The organism is Mesorhizobium captivum, from assembly GCF_033977165.1.
Taxonomy (GTDB): domain Bacteria; phylum Pseudomonadota; class Alphaproteobacteria; order Rhizobiales; family Rhizobiaceae; genus Mesorhizobium; species Mesorhizobium captivum.
Map to the genome: position 1 here is coordinate 112723 of NZ_JAVIJB010000005.1, position 25280 is coordinate 138002.

At 62.4% G+C, this 25280-nt stretch carries 24 protein-coding genes and 1 pseudogene; 12 read left to right on the forward strand and 13 right to left on the reverse strand.

What is annotated here, in order from left to right:
* The first annotated feature begins 8 nt into the window (after nucleotides 1-8).
* A complete protein-coding gene (locus RFM40_RS06925) occupies nucleotides 9-740 on the forward strand; it encodes an SDR family oxidoreductase (RefSeq protein WP_320225791.1) in 732 nt (243 codons plus the stop codon).
* A 62-nt stretch (nucleotides 741-802) separates the two neighbouring features.
* Here RFM40_RS06925 and RFM40_RS06930 read toward each other — a convergent pair whose 3' ends face one another.
* On the reverse strand, nucleotides 803-2818 hold the full coding sequence (locus RFM40_RS06930) for a PAS domain S-box protein (protein WP_320225792.1): 2016 nt from the start codon (nucleotides 2816-2818) through the stop codon (nucleotides 803-805).
* Between the two features lie 98 nt (nucleotides 2819-2916).
* On the opposite strand from RFM40_RS06930, the gene RFM40_RS06935 reads away from it, so the two are divergent.
* Together RFM40_RS06935 and RFM40_RS06940 are read left to right on the forward strand one after the other, a co-directional pair.
* Nucleotides 2917-3240, forward strand: coding sequence for a hypothetical protein (locus tag RFM40_RS06935; protein WP_320220336.1), 324 nt, complete (start codon nucleotides 2917-2919; stop codon nucleotides 3238-3240).
* Nucleotides 3241-3254: 14 nt separating this feature from the next.
* Nucleotides 3255-3473, forward strand: coding sequence for a hypothetical protein (locus RFM40_RS06940; protein WP_320225793.1), 219 nt, complete (start codon nucleotides 3255-3257; stop codon nucleotides 3471-3473).
* Nucleotides 3474-3777: 304 nt separating this feature from the next.
* Here RFM40_RS06940 and RFM40_RS06945 read toward each other — a convergent pair whose 3' ends face one another.
* Nucleotides 3778-4467, reverse strand: a complete 690-nt coding sequence (locus RFM40_RS06945; protein WP_320225794.1) for a cupin domain-containing protein — start codon at nucleotides 4465-4467, stop codon at nucleotides 3778-3780.
* A gap of 577 nt (nucleotides 4468-5044) precedes the next feature.
* Entirely contained in the window at nucleotides 5045-5884 is an 840-nt protein-coding gene (locus RFM40_RS06950; protein WP_320225795.1) for a glycosyltransferase family 25 protein, read from the reverse strand.
* A 751-nt stretch (nucleotides 5885-6635) separates the two neighbouring features.
* Between RFM40_RS06950 and RFM40_RS06955 the strand changes: the two genes are divergently transcribed.
* Nucleotides 6636-8585, forward strand: coding sequence for a putative bifunctional diguanylate cyclase/phosphodiesterase (locus tag RFM40_RS06955; RefSeq protein WP_320225796.1), 1950 nt, complete (start codon nucleotides 6636-6638; stop codon nucleotides 8583-8585).
* A gap of 4 nt (nucleotides 8586-8589) precedes the next feature.
* Here RFM40_RS06955 and RFM40_RS06960 read toward each other — a convergent pair whose 3' ends face one another.
* The 3 genes from RFM40_RS06960 to RFM40_RS06970 all read right to left on the reverse strand — a co-directional run bounded on the left by RFM40_RS06960 (nucleotide 8590) and on the right by RFM40_RS06970 (nucleotide 11385).
* Nucleotides 8590-9405: an oxidoreductase gene (locus RFM40_RS06960; protein ID WP_320225797.1), complete on the reverse strand. Its 816-nt coding sequence runs from the start codon at nucleotides 9403-9405 to the stop codon at nucleotides 8590-8592.
* Nucleotides 9406-9470: 65 nt separating this feature from the next.
* The gene (gene fabF, locus RFM40_RS06965; RefSeq protein WP_320277327.1) at nucleotides 9471-10769 is read right to left on the reverse strand and encodes a beta-ketoacyl-ACP synthase II; all 1299 of its coding nucleotides are present in this window, start codon (nucleotides 10767-10769) and stop codon (nucleotides 9471-9473) included.
* Nucleotides 10770-10809: 40 nt separating this feature from the next.
* A complete protein-coding gene (locus tag RFM40_RS06970; protein WP_320277328.1) occupies nucleotides 10810-11385 on the reverse strand; it encodes a TetR/AcrR family transcriptional regulator in 576 nt (191 codons plus the stop codon).
* A gap of 207 nt (nucleotides 11386-11592) precedes the next feature.
* Between RFM40_RS06970 and RFM40_RS06975 the strand changes: the two genes are divergently transcribed.
* The 4 genes from RFM40_RS06975 to RFM40_RS06990 all read left to right on the forward strand — a co-directional run bounded on the left by RFM40_RS06975 (nucleotide 11593) and on the right by RFM40_RS06990 (nucleotide 17045).
* Nucleotides 11593-11955: a hypothetical protein gene (locus RFM40_RS06975; protein WP_320225800.1), complete on the forward strand. Its 363-nt coding sequence runs from the start codon at nucleotides 11593-11595 to the stop codon at nucleotides 11953-11955.
* 92 nt (nucleotides 11956-12047) lie between these two features.
* Nucleotides 12048-13175 (forward strand): efflux RND transporter periplasmic adaptor subunit, encoded by a 1128-nt coding sequence (locus RFM40_RS06980; RefSeq protein ID WP_320225801.1) that lies wholly within the window; start codon nucleotides 12048-12050, stop codon nucleotides 13173-13175.
* A gap of 2 nt (nucleotides 13176-13177) precedes the next feature.
* A complete protein-coding gene (locus tag RFM40_RS06985) occupies nucleotides 13178-16294 on the forward strand; it encodes an efflux RND transporter permease subunit (protein ID WP_320277329.1) in 3117 nt (1038 codons plus the stop codon).
* Between the two features lie 136 nt (nucleotides 16295-16430).
* Nucleotides 16431-17045, forward strand: a complete 615-nt coding sequence (locus RFM40_RS06990) for a TetR/AcrR family transcriptional regulator (protein WP_320277330.1) — start codon at nucleotides 16431-16433, stop codon at nucleotides 17043-17045.
* 139 nt (nucleotides 17046-17184) lie between these two features.
* On the opposite strand, the pseudogene RFM40_RS06995 reads toward RFM40_RS06990, so the two are convergent.
* Nucleotides 17185-18079, reverse strand: a pseudogene (locus RFM40_RS06995) (LysR family transcriptional regulator).
* A gap of 228 nt (nucleotides 18080-18307) precedes the next feature.
* Here RFM40_RS06995 and RFM40_RS07000 point away from each other — a divergent pair.
* From RFM40_RS07000 to RFM40_RS07010, 3 genes are all read left to right on the forward strand, one after another.
* A complete protein-coding gene (locus RFM40_RS07000; protein WP_320277331.1) occupies nucleotides 18308-18703 on the forward strand; it encodes a (R)-mandelonitrile lyase in 396 nt (131 codons plus the stop codon).
* 49 nt (nucleotides 18704-18752) lie between these two features.
* Entirely contained in the window at nucleotides 18753-19769 is a 1017-nt protein-coding gene (locus RFM40_RS07005; RefSeq protein ID WP_320277332.1) for a zinc-dependent alcohol dehydrogenase family protein, read from the forward strand.
* Nucleotides 19770-20077: 308 nt separating this feature from the next.
* Nucleotides 20078-20626 (forward strand): cupin, encoded by a 549-nt coding sequence (locus RFM40_RS07010; protein WP_320225808.1) that lies wholly within the window; start codon nucleotides 20078-20080, stop codon nucleotides 20624-20626.
* A gap of 44 nt (nucleotides 20627-20670) precedes the next feature.
* Here RFM40_RS07010 and RFM40_RS07015 read toward each other — a convergent pair whose 3' ends face one another.
* Complete coding sequence (locus RFM40_RS07015; RefSeq protein ID WP_320277333.1) at nucleotides 20671-21024, reverse strand: hypothetical protein; 354 nt, start codon at nucleotides 21022-21024, stop codon at nucleotides 20671-20673.
* A 256-nt stretch (nucleotides 21025-21280) separates the two neighbouring features.
* On the opposite strand from RFM40_RS07015, the gene RFM40_RS07020 reads away from it, so the two are divergent.
* Complete coding sequence (locus RFM40_RS07020; RefSeq protein ID WP_320225810.1) at nucleotides 21281-21619, forward strand: hypothetical protein; 339 nt, start codon at nucleotides 21281-21283, stop codon at nucleotides 21617-21619.
* Between the two features lie 258 nt (nucleotides 21620-21877).
* On the opposite strand, the gene rpsU is transcribed toward RFM40_RS07020, so the two are convergent.
* The 5 genes from rpsU to RFM40_RS07045 all read right to left on the reverse strand — a co-directional run bounded on the left by rpsU (nucleotide 21878) and on the right by RFM40_RS07045 (nucleotide 25114).
* The gene (gene rpsU, locus RFM40_RS07025) at nucleotides 21878-22276 is read right to left on the reverse strand and encodes a 30S ribosomal protein S21 (RefSeq protein WP_430691647.1); all 399 of its coding nucleotides are present in this window, start codon (nucleotides 22274-22276) and stop codon (nucleotides 21878-21880) included.
* A 16-nt stretch (nucleotides 22277-22292) separates the two neighbouring features.
* A complete protein-coding gene (locus RFM40_RS07030) occupies nucleotides 22293-22559 on the reverse strand; it encodes a DUF1488 family protein (protein WP_320220313.1) in 267 nt (88 codons plus the stop codon).
* A gap of 241 nt (nucleotides 22560-22800) precedes the next feature.
* A complete protein-coding gene (locus RFM40_RS07035) occupies nucleotides 22801-23118 on the reverse strand; it encodes a hypothetical protein (RefSeq protein WP_320225812.1) in 318 nt (105 codons plus the stop codon).
* Nucleotides 23119-23576: 458 nt separating this feature from the next.
* Nucleotides 23577-24122, reverse strand: a complete 546-nt coding sequence (locus RFM40_RS07040; RefSeq protein WP_320277337.1) for a DNA-3-methyladenine glycosylase — start codon at nucleotides 24120-24122, stop codon at nucleotides 23577-23579.
* 5 nt (nucleotides 24123-24127) lie between these two features.
* Nucleotides 24128-25114, reverse strand: coding sequence for an NAD-dependent epimerase/dehydratase family protein (locus RFM40_RS07045; RefSeq protein WP_320277334.1), 987 nt, complete (start codon nucleotides 25112-25114; stop codon nucleotides 24128-24130).
* Nucleotides 25115-25280: the final 166 nt, after the last annotated feature.

Here is a 25280-nt window from a genome sequence, read left to right on the forward strand (position 1 = left end):
GGACACCCATGGCTAGGCTCGCGGGAAGCAAGATCATTGTCGTCGGAGGCAACTCCGGCATCGGTTTTGGCGTCGCAGTGGCAGCGCTCGAAAGCGGCGCCGAGGTGGTAATCGTCGGGCGCTCGGCGGAGAAGCTGAAGGCCGCCGAGAAAAGGCTCGCCGGGGCAGGGCGGATGACGGGCATTGCCGCCGACATGGCCAACGAGGCGGACGTCGCCCGCCTGTTCGACGAAGTCGGCGCCTTCGATCATCTGGTGGCGACCGCCGGCACGCCGCCGCCCAATTATCCGATCGGCGAGACCGACATGGATTTCGTGCGCCAGTTCGTCGACGGCAAGCTGGTCGGCGCGGTGATGCTCGCCAAGCACGCGGTGCGCACGCTGAAGAAGGGCGGCTCCATGACCTTCACCTCCGGCATCAACAAGGACCGTCCGCCGGTCCCCGGCGGCTCGGTCGTCTCGGCGATCGCCGGCTCCTTCAGCTATTTCGCCCGCGCGCTGGCGCTGGAATTGGCGCCGACGCGCGTCAACATCGTCTCGCCCGGCTGGGTCGACACCGAAATGTGGGACGAGATCGTCGGCGAGGCCAAGGCCGGCTATTTCGATCAGATGGGCGCCCGCATTCCGGCGGGAAAGATCGCGACACCGGCCGACGTGGCGCCGGCCTATCTCTATCTGATGCAGAACGCGTTCATGACCGGCGAGACCATCCACATCGATGGCGGACAGAGATTGGTGTGAGGAGGTAACGAGGAGACTTCGATCGAAGTCTGGCATCTGCCCGGGCGGTTCATGACGGCAAATCAGCCTTCATCGGATCCGCTTGAAGCGGCAAAACGGCCTTTTGTCCTTAACTGCACCACATTTGCACCGGTCGGCTGTTCCGCCCCCGAACTTTGCAGGGCGTTCGCCATATCGGTCCGTGGCAGATAAATCGTGACGGTCGTGCCTTTGGCAACTTCGCTGTCAATCGTGACCGCACCGCCGGACTGCTGCGCAAAGCCGTAGACCTGCGCGAGGCCGAGGCCCGTGCCCGTCTCGGGCCCTTTGGTGGTGAAAAACGGTTCGAAAACTTGCGGGACCACGTCGGGCGCAATTCCGATGCCCGTGTCGGTCACTCGCAATGCGACGAATTCACCTTCCAGACCGGCCGCCATATCGTCGCTCGATAGCACCATGTTCTCCGCAGTGATCGTGATCAAGCCGCCGTCAGGCATGGCGTCCCGCGCGTTGAACGCGATGTTGATGAGGCCAAGCTCCAACTCGCCTGGATCGACCATCACCGGCCAGGTTTCGGATCCGACATCTGCGATCAGCTTAACCTTCTTACCGACGGAACCGGCTATCATCCCGCGAACGGCTTCCACCCGCTCCGCAAGCGATACGACCTCGGAACGGGCAGACTGCTTGCGCGAGAAGGCCAGCAACTGGCGTGTCAATGCGGTGCCGCGCTGGAGTGCAAGCTCCACGGATTCGGTCGCCCGCTCCACCCCGGGGTCAGTACCGACTTTCTTCACTATGCGAACGAAGCTGTCGACCACCGTCAGCAGGTTGTTGAAATCATGCACGATGCCGCCCGTCAATTGACCGAGCGCGTCCATTTTCTGCGTATGCGCGCGTTGCGCCTGCGCCTGCCGGAGCGCGATCTCCGCATCGCGTCGATCTGTAATGTCGCGCGTGATCTTGGCAAAACCAATCGGCTCTCCTCGCTCGTCGCGGATCGTATCGATCACGACATTCGCCCAGAACAGCGTCCCGTCCTTGCGAACGCGATGGCCCTCGGTTTCGAAGTGTCCTTCCCGTGCCGCCATATGGAGTGCGCGCGCAGGTAAACCCGCAGCACGGTCGTGCTCGGTGTAGAAACGTGAGAAGTGTTGACCGATGATCTCATCGGCGGCGTAGCCCTTGATGCGCTCTGCGCCGGCGTTCCAGCTGGTCACCAGCCCGTTGAGATCAAGCATGTAAAGCGCATAGTCGGTCACGCCGCTCACCAGAAGGCGGAACTGGCGCTCGCTTTCCCGCAAAGCTTCGTGCGCTGCCCGGCGCTCCGTGATGTCGCGCGTAACCTTGGCGAAACCCTCGAGTCGGCCTGCGTCGTCGCGGATCGGATGGACGACAGCGGAAGCCCAGAAACGGCTGCCATCCTTGCGTACACGCCAGCCTTCGCCTTCATAGCGCCCGTCCTGGGCGGCCGTTTCGAGGACGCGGAGCGGCGTGCCTTTTGCGCGTTCCTCGCGCGTGTAGAATTTGGAGAAATGCTGGCCGACGATTTCGTCGGCAGTATAGCCTTTGAGCCGCTCGGCGCCCGCATTCCAGTTGGTGATCATGCCGCTTGGGTCGAGCATATAGATGGCGTAGTCGACGACGCCGTCGACCAGGATGCGGAAACGCCGCTCGCTCTGCAGCAGCGTCTCGTGCGCGGCGACACGCTCGGTGATATCGCGCGTGATTTTCGCATAGCCCAAGAGTTCGCCGTTGTGGTCAACGACCCGTTGAACAACGGCATTCGACCAAAACCGGGTGCCATCTTTGCGCACCCGCCAACCTTCGGCCTCGTACCTTCCATCTGCCCGCGCCATGGCAAGCATCCTTTCCGGCACGGCATTGGCCTGGTCTTCGATCGTAAAGAACAGGGAGAAATGCTGGCCCAGGATTTCCGACGCGGCATAGCCCTTGATCTTCTCGGCCCCCGCATTCCAACTCGTGATGAAGCCATCGGCGTCGAGGCTGTAGATCGCATAATCAGCAACGGCGTCGATGAAAAGCTCGAGGCGACGGCTGTCGGAAAGATGTTGCGCGTCGGTTGTGGTCAGTGGCATTGTCCAACCCGCGTTGTGCGCTAGCATTCAGCAGTTCGTCCGATGACGCGTCCGCCAGCATAGGCGCGGCTATCGGGCATAGCAACAAGCTTGGACCCATGGCGACATACTCATCTGCTCTCGCATCCAACCACGAAAGCCTGGGCTATTTGTACAGCTTCGCTCCGGAAAACGAGCCTGGAGACGATGAAGGGAGTCCTGCCTCACACGAACACGACCCGGCCGAGCACGACGAACTCCCCTATAAGGTCGAGTTGTGGAACGCTGCCAAGAACGGCGTCGAGCAAGTCCTTGCGGTCACGGCAAACGCCAGCATCGGCTACGCCGCCTATTATGCCGCGACGCGCGAGCATCCCGACCGTTATGTCACCTTGCGGCACAAGAACAGTTTTGTTTCGAGGTGGAACGGTCCGGCGAACTAGGCAGAGGCCTGTCTATGACACGGAGCGCCAACTCTTCCCGCTCGGCTGAGGCTCTGCCTTATCGCGTCGAACTTTGGCACGCCGAAAGTCACGAGACCATCGAGCGGGTTCTTGCCCGGGCGGTCACCGCCCAGCTTGCCCGCGCCATTTTTCAAGCCGCCAGGGACGAGCATCCCGAGCGGCGGATCACCCTGCGCAAGGGAAACCGGATCCTTTCCGATACATCGAGTTAACGATCACGCCGTCTGGCCATGTCCCTCCCGGCTCGGCATCATGATGGTATGGGAGACGGTCTATCGGCGGCGTTTGCTGTCTCGACCGCAGTGGGCGCGCCGAGCAGGTGAGCGCGTCTGCGTTCAGAAATGGATAGCTGACGAAGTACGGGAATTCACGAGCGCCAATTTTTTGCGCTGAGTGTTGTATGCGACAGCTATTGGGGCATTTGACCGGCGAGACCATCCACATCGACGGCGGGCAGCGGCTGGTGTGATCGGATCCCTCTCGGCTGGCCGGCATCGCGCCGTCCGCCGGCGGCAGCTATATTCCGGGCTCGGGGAGGGACAGAACGTCAGGGTGCAGCAGAGGCGCGTTCCTGATCCAGAGTCTTGCGCCCCGCGGGCCGATGGTAGCGTCGAGCTTTGTTCCCGCGGGCAGGCGTCCCCAGCTCTGCGGCTCCAGCCGCTCGCCGCCGACACTAAGTTCTCCTGCAAGCACGAGGAATTCGAGCCCGCGGCTGTTCTCGACCGTCACCCGCTCGCCCGCTTGCCATTCTTCCAGACGGACCTCTTCACGGCCGTCGTCGAACAGCACCGTGGCCGAAGCCGCACCGGCGCTGGGTGGAACGCTGCGGCCCTCTCCGGGCTGACGGACGACCTGCTCGACATCGCCCGCGCGGAACTGCCAGAGGCGCACGAAGATGGTGCAGCCATCGCGCGATGCGGGAACATGCGAGGTTCCGGGCGGATTGCGAAAATAGCTGCCGGCGGGATAGTCGCCGTGCTCGTCCTGGAAGACGCCGTCGAGGACGACGATCTCCTCGCCGCCGCCATGGGTGTGCCGCGGAAAGGCACTGCCCGGGGCATAACGGACGATGGAGGTGGCGCGCGCCACCTCGTCGCCGATCCTGAAAAGCATGCGCCGGTCGACGCCAGCCGCCGGGCTGGGCGCCCAGTCCTGCCGTGCGGCGTGAACGATTGTAGGGCGGGAGAAATCGTCATTGATGCGCATGAGCTGCGTCCTTCTTCCTCGCCGAGCATAGCGAAGACGATTGCCCGGGCCGCATAAGCTGTCAACAACGTGCCTCTCTCACGTTTGTCATTCTCAGCCCGATGGCATTTTCAGCGCAACGCTAATATATCTTGACGTTCGAACGAGCAGCGCCTCCGCGTAGTCGAGGGATGCCATGCGAAGGTTCATCGTCATAGCCATGTGCATTGCCGCCGCAACAGGCGCCAACGCCCATGATTGGTACGAATACAAGATTGACCCGGTAACGAAATTCAAGTGTTGCGGCGGCTCTGATTGTCGCGCCATACCTCGGTCCTCGGTGCGGTCCAGGGTCGACGGCGGCTATACTTATTTGCCCGATGATTTCAATATCCCGCGAGACCGGGTGCAGGAATCTCCAGACGACCAATACCATATCTGCGAGAACAGATACGTCATAACCAATCAGCCCTATTTGCGTTGTTTTTTCGCGCCGCGGGTCAAGATCTCCCTGCTTATCCGACACTAGAGCATGTCTGCCGAAAGTGGGAACCGGTTTCGGGACAAAGACATGCGTAAAATCAAAAACCTAAAGCGCTCAGGCGTCTTTATAGGTTTGGCCGTGTCGTTCACGGCTACCTGCGTTTACAGTGTCCCGCACGTTAGCCGCACTCGCTCGGCGATACCAAAGCGACCGCACGAGTTTCCTCGCCTGCAGGAAATTCCCCCATATGGACCGAATTACAACCTTCTTGCGTCTCAGGTCGCATCGTTCGCTTTCCAGAATGGATCCACCGAGTTGGAAGCTTACTTCGTCGACCAGATTGGGAGAAGTCGACCACACACGCATGGAAAACTCCCACGGATGAGAAAAATCCTCATCGATAGGCCTGAACAAATGACGGCGATGCAGAAGTGATTGAGCTGCCTGCCTGTTGATCAGATAGGCTACCGCACCCGAGGCCAGGTATTTGTATCCGACAAGCTGCGTTGCTCCAACTTTAACTGAATCTACCACGTTTTTATGATTAAAATCGAAGAACTTTACGATGCTCCAAATGTCTCGGCGAGAAATGGCATCGTTTATCGCCAGAATGAATTGCTCGTCATTACAGATCTTGAAATCGTCCTCAAAAATCAGCGCGAAATCCAACCCTCCGGACATCGCTTCCTGCCAGATCTTCCGATGTCCGAGATAGACGGAAATCTCGCCCCTCGTAAGTGAGCGCTTGTGAAGAGCCCAATTCAGAAGGCGTGAGTATGCCCGGTCAATGTCGGCGCTGTTTTGATCGATGCCCTGCACGAAATCAAAAGAAATGCCGACGCGGCCCAATTCGTTGGCGGCGTGCGTCCTGCGGGTTCCGCCTGGAGGCTCTACGGTAAGAACGAATACGCCCAGGTTCGGAAAGTCGATTGCACGAAACGAAGAGCTATCCATGGTCTTTGGCCGCCGATGCCTTCAGGGCCCGTAGTTTTTTCCTTGCCGAAGACGCATAGACCGCACGTGCATCGGCTTTCCGGCGCGCGAGATTGCAGCCCTTGAGGGGCCACCAAATGAATGAGCGACGATCCGGCAGTTGATGCGAGTGTAAGCGTACGAACGACGCCGCAACTTTCGCTAAGTCGAGAAATTGTACTGCATCGCGCCAAAAAATGGCACGATCCGCCCCCGCAAGCATTTGCTTTGACACCACCCCCGAATTAATCCCCGCTCGATCAATATTGCCGACGGCAGCTGCAGTCAACTGGCGGTTGTTATTTAGGTATTGCTAAACTAATTGCAAAAGAACCGGAACTGGCGCCAAGGCTGACCGCTGGGGTCTGCGGAGCGATGGCGTGCGCCTGAATTGGTATGATCTCGGACTGACCTGATCGAGCGAGGGGGGACCTGGCTCGAAGCCGCCTTTGACCCAACTTTGCCCTTCGCACCGGCTCCGTCGAGCCAATGCATGTCGCCCGGAAGTGTGCAAGCGGTTCTGGGGCGACGACAATGCATCAAAACAAAGGCCTAAAGCGCGTCGCCTGAATCCGTTTCAACGCCACGCGCCTCAGCCGTCAATCGAGCGAATGCGCCATAAGCTGCTGAAATCCTTAACGTGATTTTCATTCCGCTTCATTAGCCATTTGGCATTATGAGACATTCCAAGCAGCCTGGCCCGGGTTCCACGCCCAACGGGCAAAGCCAATCCGTGGAAGCCGGGATCCTGTGGGATCGGTTGGCTGATCTGAGGATGGGGCTTTTTATCTCGATGCCCATCGGCACGGTGCTCTCGGCCCTGATCCTGACCGTTCAGCTGCTCTCCGGTGCCGGCCTTGCGGCGGTGCTGTGGTTTGCGGCGGTCAGCGTCATAAATGGCGCGCGCATAGGACTTGCCATCGCCCAATCTGACATTCCCGCCCCGCCGGACATTCCCGATAATCGGCTAAAGCCGGTCGCCGCCCGACTTTCTCTTTACGGGCTGTTGGCTCTGGCGTCCGGCATCGCGTGGTCTTTCCTGGCCGTGCTGTCGGATGGATACACTACGCCCCAGGCGCCGCTCTATTTGATCGTTCTTGCGGGCCTGTCGGCCGGTTCGGTCACCTACAGCGCGTCATACGCACCGGCTTCGCTCAACTTCATGACGCTGCCGCTTCTGCTCGCCGCCGGATGCGTGTTGGTGAAGGGCAATGTCGAAAATTACGTCCTTGGCTTCACCATCCTGCTGTTTCTCGCAGGAATGATCAGAAGCTCGCTTCTCGGACAGGCCCGCTTCCGGGAGACGAGCCGTCTCAAATACGAGGCGAGGGAGTTCGCTACCCGGATGGAACGGAACTCCAGGCGCGATCCGCTGACGAACTTGCTCAACAGGTACGGGCTCGAGCAGGCAATCTCCCAGCTCGGGCATTCAGGAGGCCCGTTCGTGGCCATGCTGATCGACCTGGATGGCTTCAAATCCGTCAACGACACCTATGGTCACAATATTGGGGACGACCTGCTGGTCAGGGTCGCGCGCAGGATAGAGAACCATGCTCCGCCGGGGGCAACGATCGCGCGCATCGGTGGAGACGAGTTCGTGCTGCTCTTTCCCGCCAGCGGGTCCCCGCATTCGACCGACGGACTTGCATCTTTGATCATCGCGGCCATCGCGGATCCGGACCCGGCGCTGAATTCGGTGCGCGTCGGCGCCTCGATCGGTATCTACGTGTCGGAGAAACCGCAATTGACGGAGATGCTGCTGCGCGCGGATTTCGCGCTTTATGCGGCCAAGCGCAGCGGCAGGAACGAATACTGCCTCTTCGATGCCGAACTCGACCATGGGCTCGAACGCAAGCACTGCATCGAGCGCGATCTGCGCGGAGCCGTCGAAGCAGGCGCTCTTTGCTCATGGTTCCAGCCCATCGTGCGGCTGGACACGCATGCGGTCGTCGGCTTCGAAGCGCTGCTGCGGTGGCAACACCCGGTCCACGGGGCCATTCCGCCGCCTGAGATCGTCACGGCGGCGCGTGAAACCGGTCTGCTGTCCTTGCTGACGGAGACGGTGTTTCTCAATTGCTGCTCGATGATCGAAGAGCTCGCGAGGACGGGACGCCAGGATGTGCGCGTTGCGATGAATCTGTCGCCACGCGAACTCGAGGCAGGCAATGTCGACGACATGATATTGGGTGGTCTGGAGACAAAGAATGTTCCCGCGGCCATGCTCGAGATCGAGATCACGGAAGAGGCCCCCGTGGATCGCGACCGGGTCGACGAAAAGCTGGAGCGCCTGGCGGACGCGGGCATATCGATCGTGCTGGATGATTTCGGCACCGGCTTTTCGACCCTGGTTTCACTGAAAGACAGCCGTATCCGCAAGATCAAGATCGACAAGGACTTCGTTCGCGATCTGGCCAAGTCCGTCGAAGATCAGGCTCTCGTCAAAGCCGTCATCGATCTCGGGCGAACGCTGGGAATAGAGGTGATGGCGGAAGGGGTCGAAACGGACGCCGATCGCCTGATCCTCCGCTCGCTCGATTGCACGATCGCGCAGGGTTTTCTTTTCTCGGCAGCGCGTCCCATGCGCGATGCGCTTGCCTTCGAACCGAGGCATTTCGACAATTCTGCCAAAACCTCCTTCGATCCCGCGCAGCTCCCGTCGCGCCGAACCGGCAGCGCTGCCTGAGCGATCAGACCGGCAACCCGAGCTGCTTTCGCAGGCTTTTGTCGAATGCGGATGCGGGGACGAAGCGGCGCAGGAAACTGACCTGGCGCGCCATTTTCCCCGCTGCATAGCGCCTCTTCGGAGTGGGGTCGGTCGCAGCCGCCAAAACGGTCTTGGCTACCACTTCGGGCGCATCGCCTTTTTCCATCGCTTTCCGCACGGCTGCATTCATGCTTGCGCGCGCCGAGTCATAGATATCAAGCAACTGATCCGGGGAGGCGAGACTCTCTTCGAAAGACGTACGGGTATAGGCGGGCTCGACCAACACAACGCGGATTCCGAACGGGCGCAGTTCGTGGTCAAGCGATTCCGAATAGCCTTCAACGGCATGTTTGGTCGACGAGTAAAGCGCGAAATAAGGAGCTGGGATGAACCCCTGCACCGAACTCAAATTAATGATTCTGCCGTTTCGTTGGCGCCGCATTGCCGGCAGCACCGCGTTGGTCATTCGGATAACACCGAAGACATTCACGTCGAAAAGCGCCTGAGCTTGCGCAGTCGAGGACTCCTCCGCGCCGCCGAGCAGGCCGACGCCGGCATTGTTGACGAGCAGGTCGATGCGCCCGGCCTCGGTCAGCACCCCGTCGACCAGTTTTGACACGGACGCGTCGTCGGTCACGTCACAGGTCAGCATCGTAATGCCGTCGGATTTCCCGGGGGTAGCGCGGCGGCTGGTTCCGAAAACACGAAAGCCCGCGCTCCTCAGCGTGTTGGCCGTCGCGCGCCCGATGCCGGAGGATGCCCCCGTGACGAGGGCGACGCCAAGATTGGTCTTGCTCATGGAAATCACTTCTCTCTTTGGATTGGAGTGGGACGAAGCGCGAAATGTTGGAGCGGAGGCGTCAATCATGTGACGCCGGCATTGGCGCGATCGGCATGTCCATCCCAGCGCCGGAACAAGGCGCTGGCGTTGACACCTCCAAAACCGAAGCCGTTGCAGATCGCGTAATCCATCTCCATAGGCCGCGCCCGGTTTGCGACGAAGTCGATTCCGTCACCGGCAGGATCCGGGGCGCTCAAATTGAGAGTGGGGGGTGCCACCTGATCCCTGAGCGCCAGGATCGCGAAGAGGGCGCCAAGCCCGCCGGCGGCGCCGAGCAAATGTCCGGTCGCCGACTTCGTCCCGCTGACGGCTATGGTGAAATCTGTGCCGAAGACGCTTTTGATCGCCTCGATTTCTCCCAGGTCGCCGACCGGAGTAGAGGTTGCGTGCGCATTGAGATGGCCAATCTCACGCGGTGAAATACCGGCCTGGGCAATCGCGATCTCCATGGCTCGGCGCGCGCCATCACCATCTTCGGGACCGGACGTGACGTGATAAGCGTCCGCTGTCGTGCCGTAGCCGACGATCTCGGCGAGCGGTTTCGCAGCGCGCGCAAGCGCGTGGCTCAATTCCTCGATGACCAGGATGCCGGCTCCTTCGCCCATGACGAAACCGTCCCGCGATATGTCGAACGGACGAGAGGCCTGATCAGGACGGTGATTGAAGGAGGTCGAAAGAGAGCGTGCCGCTGAAAAACCGCCCAGGCTGACGACATTCATGCATGCTTCCGCTCCGCCGCATATGGCGATGTCGGCTTCATCGGCGCGGATAAGACGAGCCGCATCGCCGATTGCCTGGATGCCAGCCGCGCATGCCGTCACCGGTGCCCCGAGCGGACCTTTGAATCCGTAACGAATCGAGATGTGGCCCGCCGCGAGGTTCACCAGAAAGGACGGCACCGTGAACGGTGACAGGCGCCGCACGCCGCGCTGGTCAACTGTTCGCACGGCCTCGGTTATGGCGGGGAACCCTCCGATGCCTGAAGCAATGATCGTCGCGGTGCGGATCCGATCGTTTGCCGAGACCGGCTTCCATTTCGCCTGAGCAATCGCCTCTTCCGCCGCGGCCAGCGCGAACAGAATGAAGCGGTCCACTTTGCGCTGGTCCTTGGGGGCCAGGAAAGCATTCGGATCGAAGCCGGCTTCGGGGTCTTCTTCCAGGGAGGGAACTGTCCCACCGATCTTCGCCGGCAGGCCTTCCACCATGTCGTCCGGAAGCCGCCGGATGCCTGAGCGACCGGCCAGAAGACGCGACCACGACGCTTCGACATTCGCAGCAAGGGGCGTGACCGCGCCCATGCCTGTAACAACTATCCGTCGCATCTATTCTCCTATCAATCTCGGTCGCCAGCCCCCGAGCCGTTCAAGCGGTGACGGCGTCGCGAACCTGTTCGGTCGCCGAATCCAGAAAAGCCTGAGCGAGGTGAGGGTCGTTGACGACGCGCGATATCATCAGCGCACCGACCATCGTCGAGAGAACGGCCATGGCCTTTTTGTTGGGCTCGCCATCGGCCGCGGCAATCATGCGGCCGATGATTTCGAGATGCTCCCTGATGCCGGCCTCGAACGACGCTTTCACGTCTGTCCCCTGCCTGGCGGCATCCGAGCCGAGCGCCGCGACCGGGCAGCCATCCATCCTTTCCTCGCGATGGTCCATACTGAGGTAGAATGCGGCCACCGCCCCAAGGGGATCGCCAGGGTTGGCTGTGGTCGCCGCCGCCCATCGGTGGGCAGCGCTCTCCATCGCCCGCTTGGACGCCTGTGCAGCCAGGTCCTCCTTCGACGCGAACTGCTTATAGAAGGCGCCTTGGGTCAGCCCGGCGCCTTTCATCAGATCCTTGAGGCCGATGCCGTCGAAACCGTGCTCCCGAAAAAGCCGGCTGGCCACGTCGATCACGGTTTGCCGGTTCTGCTCAGCCTGAATGCGGCTCACGCGCATCGTCGATCTCCTAATTTAGATTGCGTACAAAATCTATATCTCAATTAGAGACCGAACGCAATCTATCAAGAGGAGGTGCGAAATAGGCGGCGCGCCATGTGGTGGGTGTGGCGGTTTGCCACGGACTGAATGCCGCTCTTTTTAGATTGCATTCGAAATCTATATAGGATAGAGTTCGATCACAATCTAACAAGAGGAGATACCGAGATGATCCGCAGAACCCTGAGCGCATCGCTTCTGGCCGCGCTGTTCACGGCGACGCCGGCCCTTGCTGAGGAAGCCACCATCGGCCGTCCCATCGAAGCCAGCAGCCTGCACAACGGACGCCTCGACATGGTGGTCTATTACGTCCCAGCCGACGGCGGTCTCCTGGAGGTCACCGCCACCTTCGCGCCGAAGGGCGGCGGCGATCCGCAGCGCGTCGTCATGGGCCTCGCCGACCGCGACTCCGTTGCCTTCTCCATGCCGGGCTACCGGGGCTCGCTCTACGCGTTCTCGAGGTCCGGCGAGAAGGTGACGGTCTCGACCGAGGCCGACAAGCATCCGCGCGCCGACGCGCTACCGGACTGATACGCCGCGCGGATCGCAGCCTGCCGCTGCCGGTCGACGCGGGACACAGCATAGAGAACGGACGCAATCTATTTCGACGTGAGGCGACGGGCATGAAAAAGAGATCGGTTATTATGCTGGGCGCGATCCTGATCACGGGGTCAGGGGCGATCGCGGTGTCAGGGGCGACGGCATTCGCCACATTTGCCAATCCCGCGCAGGAGGCTTCCGCCGCAAGCGACCCGCGGCAGGAGCCGCCCGTCGTCAGGTTGGCGATGGCAGCGCGGGTGAGCGGTTCCAAACGCAGCTTCACGGGCATCGTAGGGGCGAGGGTGGAGAGCAATCTCGGCTTCCGCGTCCCCGGCAAGATCGTCGAACGGCTTGTCAATGTCGGTCAGCAGGTAAAAGCCGGTCAGCCGCTAATGCGGATCGACGACACCGATCTTCGCCTTGCGCTCACGGCAAAGCGCAATGCCGTTGTCGCCGCGCGTGCGATCGTCGCTCAGACAGAACCGGATGAACGGCGATATGCCAATCTGCTGAAAGATGGATGGGTTCCCCGGCAGCGCTACGAGCAGGCAAAGGCCGCGCTGGATACGGCCACGGCCCAGCTCGCCGTCGCCGAAGCGGATGCGAAGGTCGCGGACAATGAGGCGGCCTATGCGGTCCTGCTGGCGGACGCCGATGGAACGGTGGTCGATACGCTTGGCGAGCCGGGTCAGGTCGTCTCCGCCGGCCAGACGGTGGTTCGGGTCGCTCAGGCCGGCCCCCGCGAAGCGGTGGTCGCGCTTCCCGAAACGATCCGGCCGGCAATCGGCTCCGCGGCCGACGCCAGCGTGTATGGGGGCGATGAGCAACGCCACACGGCGCATCTGCGACAACTATCCAACTCCGCCGATGCCCAGACCCGCACCTATGAGGCCCGCTATGTGCTTGACGGTGAAGCCGCGGCAGCACCGCTTGGCGCGACGGTAACCATTCGGCTGGCAACGCAGGCGAGCGAGCCGGAAGTCCAGGTGCCGCTGGGAGCAGTGCTCGACGACGGCAAGAAGACCGGCGTTTGGGTCTTGGACAACGCCACCTCGACAGTGCACTTTCAACCCGTCAAGCTTGTTCGTGTGACCGGCGAATCCGCCGTGATCTCCGGATTGAGCTCCAGCGATCGGATTGTCTCGCTCGGCGCTCATCTCCTGCAGGAGGGCGCTCGCGTCAGGACTGCGTCCGAAAGCGGGAGCAACTGACAATGAACCTCAATCTTTCAGCGATCGCCGTTCATGAACGCGCCGTCACCCTGTTCTTCATCCTCCTGCTGGTGGCCGCCGGCGCTTACGCCTTCCTTATGCTCGGCCGGGCGGAGGATCCCAACTTCACCATCAAGACCCTGACGGTCACGACGGCGTGGCCGGGCGCGACGGCGCGTGAGATGCAGGACCTGGTCGCCGAACCTTTGGAGAAGCGGCTTCAGGAGCTGACCTGGTACGACCGGGTCGAGACGACCACGCGGCCGGGCTATGCGTATATGACGGTCACGCTGAAGGACAGCACACCGCCATCCGCCGTGCAGGAAGAGTTCTACCAGGCCCGCAAGAAGCTCGGGGATGAAGCCCGCAACCTGCCGTCCGGCGTCTACGGCCCCTTCGTCAACGACGAATATTCGGACGTGAGCTTCGCCCTATACGCGCTCAAGGCCAAGGGCATGCCGATGCGTGAGCTGGCCAGGCAGGCCGAGGCGATCCGACAGGACCTCCTGCATGTGCCCGGCGTCAAGAAGATCAACATCCTCGGCGAACGTCCCGAACAGATTTTCGTCGAGTTCTCCTACGCCAAGCTGGCAACGCTCGGCGTGTCGGCACGGGATATCGTTGGCGCCTTGCAGCGGCAGAACACCGTCACGCCGGCGGGCTCTATCGACACTGAGGGGCCGCAGGTCTTCATCAGGGTCAATGGCGCTTATGACAGTGTCCAGGCGATCGCCGACACGCCGATCGTCGCCGCGGGGCGGACGCTGAAGCTCTCCGACATAGCCGCGGTCCGCCGCGGCTACGAGGATCCTCCCACCTATCTCATCCGCCGCCAGGGCGAGCCCACCATCATGCTCGCGGCCGTCATGCAGGAGGGCTGGGATGGTCGCGCGCTCGGCAAGGCGCTGGAGGACAGGACGGCGGCCATCGTACGGACATTGCCGCTCGGGATGACGCTCGACAAGGTGTCAGACCAGGCCGTCAACATCACCTCGGCGGTTGACGAGTTCATGATGAAGTTCGCGATGGCGCTCGGCGTGGTGCTGCTGATCAGCCTGCTCAGCATGGGCTGGCGCGTCGGCATCGTCGTGGCGGCCGCCGTCCCCCTGACGCTCGCCGCCGTGTTCCTCATCATGCTGGAGACCGGCCGGTTCTTCGACCGCATCACGCTCGGCGCCCTCATCCTGGCGCTCGGTCTTCTCGTCGACGACGCCATCATCGCCATCGAGGTGATGGTGGTGAAGATGGAAGAGGGCATGGACCGCATCAGAGCGGCCGCCTATGCGTGGAGCCACACCGCGGCGCCGATGCTGTCGGGAACGCTGGTGACGATCGCAGGCTTCTTGCCCGTGGGCTTCGCGCGCTCGACCGCCGGCGAATACGCCGGCAACATCTTCTGGGTCGTAGGGTTCGCGCTTATCGTCTCCTGGATCGTCGCCGTGGTCTTCACGCCCTATCTCGGCGTCAAGATGCTGCCCGCGATCAAACCGATCGAGGGTGGTCACCATGCGATCTACGACACACCGAACTATCGACGCCTGCGGCGGCTCATCACCTTTGCCGTGCGCCACAAGTTCGTAACCTCCGGTATCGTCGCCATCGCCTTCGCGGCTTCTGTTATCGGCATGGGTGCCGTCAAGCAGCAGTTCTTCCCGACATCCGACCGCCCGGAAGTGCTCGTCGAGGTTCGCCTGCCGGAAGGCACCAGCATCGAGACGACGACCGCCACGGTCGAGAAGCTCGAGCACTGGCTGGACGGCCAACCCGAGGCCAAGATCGTCACGAGCTATGTCGGTCAGGGCGCTCCGCGCTTCTTCTTCGCGATGGCGCCTGAATTGCCCGATCCCGCCTTTGCCAAGATCGTCGTGCTGACCCCGAACGCCGAGGCGCGCGAGGCGCTGAAGCACCGGCTCCGGGAGGCGGTGGCACAGGGGCTCGCACCGCAAGCCAATGTCCGCGTCACGCAGCTCGTGTTCGGCCCCTACACGCCGTTCCCGGTCGAGTTCCGGATCATGGGGCCTGAACCGGCGCAGCTCTACAGCATCTCGGAGAAGGCCCTCGACATCATGCGGGGCGTCCCGGACGTGCGGCAGGCCAACCGCGACTGGGGCAATCGCACGCCCGTGCTTCGCTTCGTCCCGGACCAGGATCGGCTGAACCTCATCGGCCTGTCGTCGGCCGAGGCGGCCCAGCAACTGCAATTCCTGCTCACCGGCATTCCGGTCACGCAGGTCCGCGAGGATATCCGCAATGTCCCCATCGTGGCGCGCAGCGCCGGCGCCGAGCGGCTGGATCCATCGCGTCTGGCGGATTTCTCGTTGATGAGCCGGGACGGCCGGCAGATTCCGCTCGACCAGATCGGCCATTCCGAAATCCGTCTGGAAGAGCCGATTCTGAAGCGTCGCGACCGCACGCCGGTCATTACGATCCGCTCCGACATCAACGAAGCGACCCAGCCTCCGGAGGTCTCCAAGCAGATCATGAAAGCCCTTCAGCCGCTGATCGCATCGCTTCCGGCCGGTTATCGCATCGAAATGGGCGGATCGATCGAGGAGGCTGAGAAGGCCAACACCGCGTTGGGCAAAATCTTCCCGGCCATGATCGCCGCCATGCTGATCGTCATCATGCTGCAGGTGCGATCCTTCTCGACGATGTTCATGGTCGTGCTGACGGCGCCGCTTGGCCTCGTCGGCGTCGTGCCCATGCTGCTGGCCTTCAACCAGCCCTTTGGTTTCAACGCCATTCTGGGCCTGATTGGACTAGCCGGGATCCTGATGCGCAACACGCTGATCCTGACCGAACAGATCAAGGAGAACCGAGCCGCCGGCCTGGATGACTATCACGCCGTCATCGAGGCCACGGTGCAGCGCGCGCGGCCCGTGATCCTGACCGCGCTTGCCGCGGTGCTGGCCTTCATACCCCTCACGCACTCCGTCTTCTGGGGATCGATGGCCTATACGCTGATCGGCGGCACGGCGGTCGGCACGGTGCTGATCCTGCTCTTCCTACCTGCGCTGTATATCGCGTGGTTCCGGATCAAGCCGGTGGCGGACGAGACCCCGGAGGAATTGACGCATGAACCGGAACCGGAACTGCGACTGGCAATGGCCGCCGAATAGGGGTCGGTCGTTGTAGAAGACGGGTCAAGTTCTCAGCCCGCAAGGATCTGCTTTGCGGGCGGGACGATCTTACCCGTTTACAGAGGATCGTCCGCACGAGCCCGGCATGCCCGATCGTTCAGTTCCGGAGACATCGATGAATCACCCGATCGGAATGCGAACCGATCTCGACGAGGTGCGCGCGCGCATCCTGGAAGTGGCGGAAGAGCATTTTCGCCGCATCGGCTACCATAAGACGTCGATGGCCGACATAGCCTTCGACCTTGGCATGAGCCGGGCAAATGTCTACCGTTTCTTTCCCTCCAGGGATGCGATCAACGGGTTCATCTGCAAGCGGATCCTGAACGAGATTGCCGACATCGTCTCTGTGATCGCACGCACGAAGGCCACGGCCTCGGAGAAACTCGGTCGGCTTCTGATCGCAGTTCACCGCCATGGCACGGCGACACTGATCGAGCAAAAGCACATGCACGACATGATTGTCGCCGTCATGGAGGAGAACTGGGCGATCGTCAAAGCTCATATCGAGTGGATGGTGACGATCTTCGAGGCGATCGTTCGCGAGGGAGTCGAGACGGGCGAATTCAAGGTCGGCGACCCGGCCGAGGCGGCGCGTGCCGTCAAGACCGCGTTCATGCCGTTCTTCCATCCGCTTCTGATCGAGCACTGCGTCCAACACGGCGAAGACACCGAGGCGAGCCTGCGCGAGCAGATTCGCTTTATCCTGACAGCTCTCGGCAAGCCGGATTAAGGCATGTCACCCAAAATGCGCAGCGGTTTTCGGTGAAGGGCATGCATCAAAACAGAGGCTTGAAGCGCGTCGCCCGAATCCGTTTCGTCGCGATTTAAAGGGCCTCGTCGAAGGGCCCGCGCTGCGCTGTTTCCCAGCCTCAGCTCCGATGCCGAAGCGCCTCGACGATCACCGCCATCGCGGGCGAAAGCTGCCGCCGGCTTGGATAGTAGAGGTGATAACCCGGGAAGGGCAGGCTCCAGTCGTCAAGCACGAGCATCAGCCGCCCCTCTGCGATGTGGTGGCTGACGAGGTTTTCCGGGACGTAGCAGATACCATAGCCGCTTAGCGCCGCGTCGATCATCGGCAGGGTCGAGTTGAAGGTCAGCTGGCCATCCACCCGGACCCGAAGCTCGCGACCCTTTTTCTCGAACTCCCAGGCATAGAGCCCGCCGAACGTGGCCTGCCGCAGGCTGATGCAATCGTGCCTGACCCAGATCCTGCGGCGTCCTTGGGGCGGGGCGACGAGAAAAGTATTCCGGCGAGGCGACGGCCACGAGCCGCCAGTCCGGGCCGATCCGCACCGCGATCATGTCCCGGTCGACGCTCTCGCCGAGCCGCACGCCGGCGTCGAAGCGCTCCTGCACGATGTTGCGCATGCCGTTGTCGCTGTAGAGCTCGACGCAGAGGTCGGGATAGTCGCAGAGCACCGGCCCAAGCTTCGGCCAGACCGTCGTCTGCAGCGCGTGGTCGGACAGCGTGATGCGAACGGTTCCGGAAGGCTTGTCGCGGAAGGCGACCAGGCCCGCGAGGTCGGCCTCGATCTCCTCGAAGCGCGGCGCGAGCGACTGGTAGAGCCGTTCGCCGGCTTCCGTCGGCGCCACGCTTCGTGTCGTGCGGGTCAGAAGCCGCACGCCGAGGCGAGCTTCCAACTGCTTGATGGTGTGGCTGAGCGTCGACTGTGAGGTGCCGAGCTCCGCCGCCGCCTTGGTGAAGCTGCGCTCACGAGCCACCGCCAAGAACCACAGCAGATCCTTCATGTCCTCGCGCTGCATCGGGGAAACTCCAAAACGGCATTCATATCAGAAACCGATAAGTTCATGCGGATTATCTCGCCTAATCGAACGGGTTTCCTTGCAGTATCTTCCCGGCAAATTGGTGCGGGAGACTCTCCGGCGCCCCGATCAGGCTGGGCCGCTTCGACCAGCGTCAAATATGCCCACGGCGGCGCAGCGACTTCCCGCTTCACATCGAACGCATTTGACGACGCAAAGGAGATCACCATGGACATTCTTCGCGCAGGCACGAGGCCTTCCGGCAGGGGACCCGCGGACTGGTTCACCGGCACGGTCCGGATCGATCCGCTCTTCAACCCCTTCGACGCCGGCCGCGCGCAGGGCGCGCAGGTCACCTTCGAGCCCGGCGCCCGCACCGCTTGGCACACGCATCCGCTCGGGCAGACGCTGATCGTCGTCTCCGGCCTTGGCCGCGTCCAGCGCGAGGGCGGCCCGGTCGAGGAGATCCGGCCGGGCGACGTCGTCTGGTTCGCGCCCGGCGAGAAGCATTGGCACGGCGCTTCGCCGGGCACCGCGATGGTCCACATCGCCATCCAGGAGCCCAAGGACGGCAAGGCCGTGGACTGGCTGGAACATGTCAGCGACGCCGACTACGGCGCCTGACCTTTCTCCCGCCTGACCATTTTCCCGTTTGAGCGAAAGGAAGCAAAAAATGCTCGCAACCGTTCTTCACAAGCCGGGCGACATCCGCTGCGAGGAAGTCCCGGACCCGAAAATCCTGCGCCCGACCGATGCCATCATCAAGCTCTCGGCCAGTTGCATCTGCGGCTCGGACCTGTGGCCCTATCGCGGGCTGCAGCCGGTCGACGGGCCGATGCATATGGGCCACGAATATTGCGGCATCGTCGTCGAGGTCGGCGCAGAGGTGCGCACGGTCCGTCCCGGCCAGTTCGTCGTCGGCTCGTTCTGCCTCTCGGACAACACCTGTCCGCATTGCCGCTTCGGCTTCCAGTCGTCCTGCGAGCAGCGCGAGTTCATGTCGGGCGCGCAGGCACCCTATGCCCGCGTGCCGCTGGCCGACGGCACCCTGGTGGCGACCTCGGAGGTTCCGCCCTCCGAACTGGTGCCGGACCTGTTGGCCGTCTCAGACGTGCTCGGCACCGGCTGGTACGCTGCCGACGCGGCCGAGGTGCGTGCAGGATCGACGGTAGTCGTCGTGGGGGACGGCGCGGTCGGCCTGATGGGCGTGCTGGCGGCCAAGGAGATGGGAGCCGAGCGCATCATCGCAATGAGCCGCCACGAGAGCCGCCAGAAACTCGCCCGCGAATTCGGCGCGACCGACATCGTCGCCGAACGCGGCGAGGAAGGTATCTCGCGCATCAAGGAGCTGACTGGCGGCGTCGGCGCCGACTCGGTGCTGGAATGCGTCGGCGCGGCCGAATCCTTCGACCAGGCGCTGGCTTGCTCCCGTCCCGGCGGCACGATCGGCTATGTCGGCGTGCCGCATGGCGTGAGCTTCGACGGCCAGCGTCTGTTCTTCGGCCAGAAGCGCATGCTGGGCGGTCCCGCGCCGGTGCGCCGCTTCCTGCCCGACTTGATGGACCGCGTGCTCAAGGGCAGGCTCAAGCCCGGCAAGGTCTTCGACCTCAAGCTGCCGCTGGCCGAGGTCGCGGAAGGCTACCGCGCCATGGACGAGCGCCGTGCCATCAAGGTCATGCTTGAGGTGTAGGCGTTGGAGCACCAATCTCCCCCCTTGCAGGGGAGATGTCGCCGAAGGCGACAGAGGGGGTCGCCGCGCGTCGAGCGCCAACCTCTTCTTCGCATCCACAAGACGTCGGCGCTTGATGCGAGACGACCCCTCTGGCCGCTTCGCGGCCATCTCCCGCTTAAGGGGGAGATTACGCAGTTCCGCCGCAAGGCGCGATCGCCGGGAACAAAGCGCGCCGCCGCTGGTTGAGAACGGTCGGCAATCGAGCGGCGGGTCCATCCGCAGGCGTCGGTTGCCATGAGCGGGAAAAGAGGCGGAAAGGCCACGGCATGCCAGGAGCGGCAAAACTTGCTGAGCTTGTCGAGAAGCGCGAACCGCTCACCTTCCGCTTCAACGATGACGGTCTTGTGCCCAACCATCCGCGCTGGCCGATGATCGTCTATCGCGGGGCCGTGACGCTGCCGGACGATGTCGATCCGGCGGGCGTCTTCGAGGATCTCTTCAGTACGAACGGCTGGGGCGACGGCTGGCGCAACGGCATCTACGATTACGTCCACTACCATTCGCGCATTCACGAGGTGCTGGGCATCGCGCGCGGCACGGCCGAGGTGCGCTTCGGCGGCGACAAGGGCAAGGTGCTGACCGTCAAGGCCGGCGACGTGGCGATCCTGCCGGCCGGCACCGGCCACCAGCGCCTGTCCTCGTCATCCGACCTGCTGGTCGTTGGCGCCTATCCGCCCTTCGGCACCTATGACCTGTGCACGCGCGCCGAGCAGCACGAAGAGGCGCTGCGAACGATTGCCAAGGTCGGCCGTCCGGAGAAGGACCCGGTCTATGGCAGCGAAGGCCCGCTGCTCGAGGCCTGGCGGGAAGACTGAGCGGCAAGGATCGCTTCCGCCCGCCCCCCGACGGGCGGTTATGTCTATGGATATTTCGTCTGCTTGACAGCTTCGGGAGCGCCCTCGAGCTCCTCCGGCAGCGGCAGGCTCGAGCACCGCAAATGCACCTCGCGGGCGAACAGCCTGCGTTGCTGCTGCTCGTGCTCCTTGATCGACGCTACCAGCCCCATGCTGTAGGGACCGAGCAGGACGCCAAACCCCCAGCCGGGGTGCTCCTTTTCGCGAGCGGCGTAGTTCGAAGCCGCCATGCGGGCCTGCTGGCATTCCGTCGACGCCCATTTCGGGTCCCGCTGCGAAAGCGATGCTCCATAGTCGACCGGAGAACTCACGCATCCAGCCACCGCCGCGCTCAACGCGACCACTACCGCAACTCTCATTCTTTAAGCCTCTCCTAAAGTAGGGCGGGAAGTACACAGGAACGCTTCCTCCTACAAGGTGATAGCTACCCGGAAAAGCTCGTCCGGCGGATCACATGAACGCGGTTACGAGCCGTCCCGTTCAGCCACTATTTCCCGATTGGCCATCGCCATCCGTTGGTGACCGGCGTATGGTCATTCATCGGCAGCTTCTGGAACGGGCGCTGCCGACCAAGGGCGGCCAGCGTGCCCTAGCCCCAATAAGAAGGAGGACGCCATGTCTTCCACCCACCTGACATCCGAGCAAACGAAGGCGGTCGAGAAAATTCTCGCCGAAATTCGCCCGCCTTTGGTCCGTGGCAGCCGCCGTCGAACGGCTGCCGCACGATTCCTTGTCGACCGCCTGGATGGAGAATCGGAAACGGATTTGAGCACCGTGGTGGACGCATATGTAAAAAACTTGGACTCGCACCAGGATGCCCTCGCTCAATGGAAAAGTGAGGGCGGCGCCGTCGGGACAGCACCGCGAAGCGAAGCGCGGCGCCGGATCGACAACGACACGAGCGGAATGCGCCGGCGCGACCGCGAGACGGTTGCGCGTCACCAGTTGATCTGAACGGGTAGATCCGTGGAGACCGACAAATCGCTCCAAGACGACGAAATAGGGGTCGTTTGCCCGGACTGTGGCTATGAGACGCGCAGGACCGTCGGCTGGCTGCGCGCCCACACGCAGCTGGAATGCCCGGGCTGCGGAGCCATCATCGATCTCGAAAGCAGAAACTTCCGCAGGATCGCTACCGGCAGAGGCCGGCCCTCCGATTCCGGAGACTAATGCGCGCCACTTCGGCAGACATGCTTTGGCAGGATAGCCGATTCAGCCGGATGATCCGGCGGGACCGTTCCTTCCACGACGGGCGACAGGCGACGGCTTTTTCTTCGGAGCCGGAAGCAGTCCTTCACGCTGCGCCTGCTTGCGGGCGAGCTTGCGCGCCCTTCGGATAGCGTCGCCCCTTTCGCGAACGCGTCGTTCCGAGGGCTTCTCGTAGGCCCGTCGCCGCTTCAGTTCGCGAAGAAGACCCTCGCGCTGCAGTTTCCTTTTCAGCGCCCGCAGCGCTTGATCGACGTCATTGTTCCGCACGTCAACTCGCAATTTATCTCCTGAGCTGCCGCTAGCCCCAAGGGCTACGGCTGTTGTCCGGGACTGGCCCACCCGAGCCCCATCATTGTTTAACAAATGCGATCGGGCGAACCGTTCACTGCCCGTGCCGCACATATCCGCGAGTTCGTTGTCACCGCATATCGGCGGCTGTTATGGTGTAGATGGTCCGCCTGCCACCCGCGTAGAGTTTCCGCGCGCTGGTGTGGATCGAATGGCGCGCCGCGTCGAATGCCGCCAGGCATGCCGCTTCCGCCGTTTCCGGCCTGCGATCGATTGAGGCCAATGCATCCGCTTCGATGAAGAACGGCACCTCGAACATGCCGTCGTGACCGACGAAACGAACCGCCTTGCGCACCTCGTCGAAACTTCGACTTGGGTTGGGAAATTCGAGCGGCATGGTCACGCTCCCTCGGCTTCGGCGATCGGCCGGACCACAGCTCGGAAGTCTGCGTTCGCTCGCTGCTCCTGGGTGCGGGTGCGGTAGAACTCGATCACGATCTTCACCGGCTAACGCTCGTCAGTTCTGGCTCTTGCCACGCGGTGCATTGGGGTTTGCCGAAAGCTTGATCTCGTTGCCAAACGGGCTGTTCGCCTTCGCGGATGTCTTTGCCTGTTTCGGTTTTCGGATCTCGCGACTGCTACGCTTTTGCCCCTTGGCCATTGCCGAATGTCCTTTCGAGAAGAGTTGCGTCTTCGTCGTTCCGCGATACGCGCACGGGTTCGAGGTTGTCCTCTGTCGCCACACGCTCGTGGCGCTCGGTCTCGCTCCGGATGCGATACTGGAGCGAATCCCCCCGAGCCGGGAGCCTCCCGGTGATCTGATAGATTTCGCTGGATTTCGGAACCGTGTTGAAGCTGGTCTTCAGCCGAACGCTTTGCCCCAAGGCATAGCGGTGGGTTGCAGGCTCGCGGCGGGCAAGACGGCTATTGAGCCTCTGGGAGCGTGTCGAGATCATGATTGTTGCTCTCCTCTTCCACTGCGGCTTCGAGGAAGCCGGATCGATCGACCCTGAGGGTCGACGAGACATTCTTGCCGAGGTAGCGGCGCCCCTTCCGATCCGAACCTCGGAACGACATACCCTGCTGCCAGTACATCCGTGGTCAGCAGGGATTGTTCCGAGGTCGAGACGTGCGAGCGGTTGCGCCGGCAGGCACAACGCATCCCAATCGAGAATTCGGAGTAAAATGGCGGGTCTCTGACACCGCTAAAGCCAAATCGGCCAAATCAACGAACCTTATAACTAGACCTGGACCGCGAGTTAAACAAGGCTTCTGCCGGTTTTATTTTTTGCCTCCTGCGGAATTTCTTGCCGCTGGTCAGTCAATAAGAACGGCAACATTCGAGCTTGCAATGATCAGCGCTGCCAAGCAGCCGATCCCGGCATTGCCGGCTCCGGCAGACATCTCGCTCCGCTCAGAACTTCCGGCTGAGATAGGGCGATCCGCCAAGGCCGAACCTCCACTCTGCTTCCACGCCCCTGGAAATCCCGATCCTGCGTCCGCTGAGGATCGCGGCTGGATTGGTTTCGGAGCGGGCAAACTCGAATGGCGGCGCGATCATCGACAGCCCGTTATGCGAGCCATCGATGCCGAGCGCCTGGCATAGCTTGCCGGGACCGGAGCAGAGCAGCCGGTCATCATCGGTTCCCCGCCTGCCGCGCATCGCCGCGATGCCGGATTGCGGCTGGATCGCGCGGATCAGCACCGCGCTGCCCGGCAGGCACACGGCATTCAGGCACCAGTGCAGGCCGTAGGACCGATAGACATAGGCGGTGCCGGGCAAGCTATACATCGCTGCGTTGCGCGGCGTTCGGCCGCGAAAGCTGTGCGAGGCCGGATCGTTGGCCAGATAGGCCTCGGTCTCGACGACGATGCCGCCGACGCCGGTGAGCCCAAGCCGAACGCCGATCAGCTCGCGCGCCACGGCGATGGCGTCGCGGGCGAAGAAATCGTGCGGCAGAAAAGTCAGCTGTCCTGCCCCGGAAAGCCGGCATCCGGGACGGCAACCTTCCCGGCGGCGATCAGCGCCCAGACGGACTCCTGGATTGCCTCGAAGCTCGTATAGCGAGGCTTGTAGCCAAGGCGCTGGCGGCTTTTCTCGATCGAGTGGCATGAGCTGCGGATGACGTGCCCGCGGGAGCCGACGGCATCCTCACCCTCCAGATCGCGGATCCATTCGTCGAAGGGCTTGAACGCGATCCGCGGCTCCTTGCCGAACCAGCGATAGACGGTTTCGGCATAACCCCGCAGAGTGACCGCCTGCTCGGAAACCGTGTTGAATGCCTCGCCGATCGAGGCCGCGCGGTTCTCGATCGCGCGGATGATCCACTGGGCGACATCGTCGGCGTGAACATGGTGCACCGTCTCGAGCCCCAGATTGGGCAGGACCAACTCATTGCCGCGAGCGATCGACGAAAAGACAGCCGGATTCGCATTGCCGATCGGGTTGATCGGGTTCCATCCCTCTCCGACGATGTGGCCGGGCCGGAAGCAGGTCGCCGGAAAGCCGGTCAGGCGTGCTTGCCGCAACAGCCAGGCTTCGATCGCGGCCTTGTTCGTCCCGTAGGTGTCGATGGGGTTTGGAGGATCCGCCTCGGTCGACGGGACCGTGAAGAAACGGCCGTACACCCAGATCGAGCTGCAGAACAGATAGTGCTCGACCTTGCCGCGCAGCGCCTCGACCAATTGCCGGGCGCTGGGTAGATCGAACGAAATCATGTCGATCACGATCTCCGGACGCAGTTCCGCGATCTGGGTGCCGAACCGCCCCGTCTTCTCTTCGGCGGCGCGATCGATGGCGATGTTCTCGATTGCGCTCCAGGCAAAATGGGGGCGATAGGGCACCGCCGTGCCGCGGCTCACATTCACGACCTCATGCCCGATTTCGACGAGCCGAGGCACCAAATAGCTCCCGACGTGACCACTGCCTCCAATGACGACGATGCGTGCCATGGCCTGCTCCTTGTTACTCCGCAATTCCGGACGGAAAACCGCTACACGCTTTTCCTGGAATGCTCCTCGCTCGCTGCTCGCACGATTGCTGAAATTTGAACGTCCTCCGAAGAGATGTTTCGGTCGGTCGCAGGTGATGTTGTCGTTGCCGCGTGAGAGTAGGAGT

Coding starts and splice junctions, on each gene's coding strand:
- RFM40_RS07000 (WP_320277331.1), top strand. CDS start 18,308: ATGGACATTCTTCGCGCAGGCACGAGGCCTTCCGGCAGGGGACCCGCG.
- RFM40_RS06930 (WP_320225792.1), bottom strand. CDS start 2,818: ATGCCACTGACCACAACCGACGCGCAACATCTTTCCGACAGCCGTCGC.
- RFM40_RS07030 (WP_320220313.1), bottom strand. CDS start 22,559: ATGCCGCTCGAATTTCCCAACCCAAGTCGAAGTTTCGACGAGGTGCGC.
- RFM40_RS07035 (WP_320225812.1), bottom strand. CDS start 23,118: ATGATCTCGACACGCTCCCAGAGGCTCAATAGCCGTCTTGCCCGCCGC.
- fabF (WP_320277327.1), bottom strand. CDS start 10,769: ATGCGACGGATAGTTGTTACAGGCATGGGCGCGGTCACGCCCCTTGCT.
- rpsU (WP_430691647.1), bottom strand. CDS start 22,276: ATGTGCGGCACGGGCAGTGAACGGTTCGCCCGATCGCATTTGTTAAAC.
- RFM40_RS06950 (WP_320225795.1), bottom strand. CDS start 5,884: ATGGATAGCTCTTCGTTTCGTGCAATCGACTTTCCGAACCTGGGCGTA.
- RFM40_RS06940 (WP_320225793.1), top strand. CDS start 3,255: ATGACACGGAGCGCCAACTCTTCCCGCTCGGCTGAGGCTCTGCCTTAT.
- RFM40_RS06980 (WP_320225801.1), top strand. CDS start 12,048: ATGAAAAAGAGATCGGTTATTATGCTGGGCGCGATCCTGATCACGGGG.
- RFM40_RS06935 (WP_320220336.1), top strand. CDS start 2,917: ATGGCGACATACTCATCTGCTCTCGCATCCAACCACGAAAGCCTGGGC.
- RFM40_RS07015 (WP_320277333.1), bottom strand. CDS start 21,024: ATGAGAGTTGCGGTAGTGGTCGCGTTGAGCGCGGCGGTGGCTGGATGC.
- RFM40_RS06970 (WP_320277328.1), bottom strand. CDS start 11,385: ATGCGCGTGAGCCGCATTCAGGCTGAGCAGAACCGGCAAACCGTGATC.
- RFM40_RS06990 (WP_320277330.1), top strand. CDS start 16,431: ATGAATCACCCGATCGGAATGCGAACCGATCTCGACGAGGTGCGCGCG.
- RFM40_RS06945 (WP_320225794.1), bottom strand. CDS start 4,467: ATGCGCATCAATGACGATTTCTCCCGCCCTACAATCGTTCACGCCGCA.
- RFM40_RS07010 (WP_320225808.1), top strand. CDS start 20,078: ATGCCAGGAGCGGCAAAACTTGCTGAGCTTGTCGAGAAGCGCGAACCG.
- RFM40_RS06960 (WP_320225797.1), bottom strand. CDS start 9,405: ATGAGCAAGACCAATCTTGGCGTCGCCCTCGTCACGGGGGCATCCTCC.
- RFM40_RS06975 (WP_320225800.1), top strand. CDS start 11,593: ATGATCCGCAGAACCCTGAGCGCATCGCTTCTGGCCGCGCTGTTCACG.
- RFM40_RS07020 (WP_320225810.1), top strand. CDS start 21,281: ATGTCTTCCACCCACCTGACATCCGAGCAAACGAAGGCGGTCGAGAAA.
- RFM40_RS06985 (WP_320277329.1), top strand. CDS start 13,178: ATGAACCTCAATCTTTCAGCGATCGCCGTTCATGAACGCGCCGTCACC.
- RFM40_RS07005 (WP_320277332.1), top strand. CDS start 18,753: ATGCTCGCAACCGTTCTTCACAAGCCGGGCGACATCCGCTGCGAGGAA.
- RFM40_RS07045 (WP_320277334.1), bottom strand. CDS start 25,114: ATGGCACGCATCGTCGTCATTGGAGGCAGTGGTCACGTCGGGAGCTAT.
- RFM40_RS06925 (WP_320225791.1), top strand. CDS start 9: ATGGCTAGGCTCGCGGGAAGCAAGATCATTGTCGTCGGAGGCAACTCC.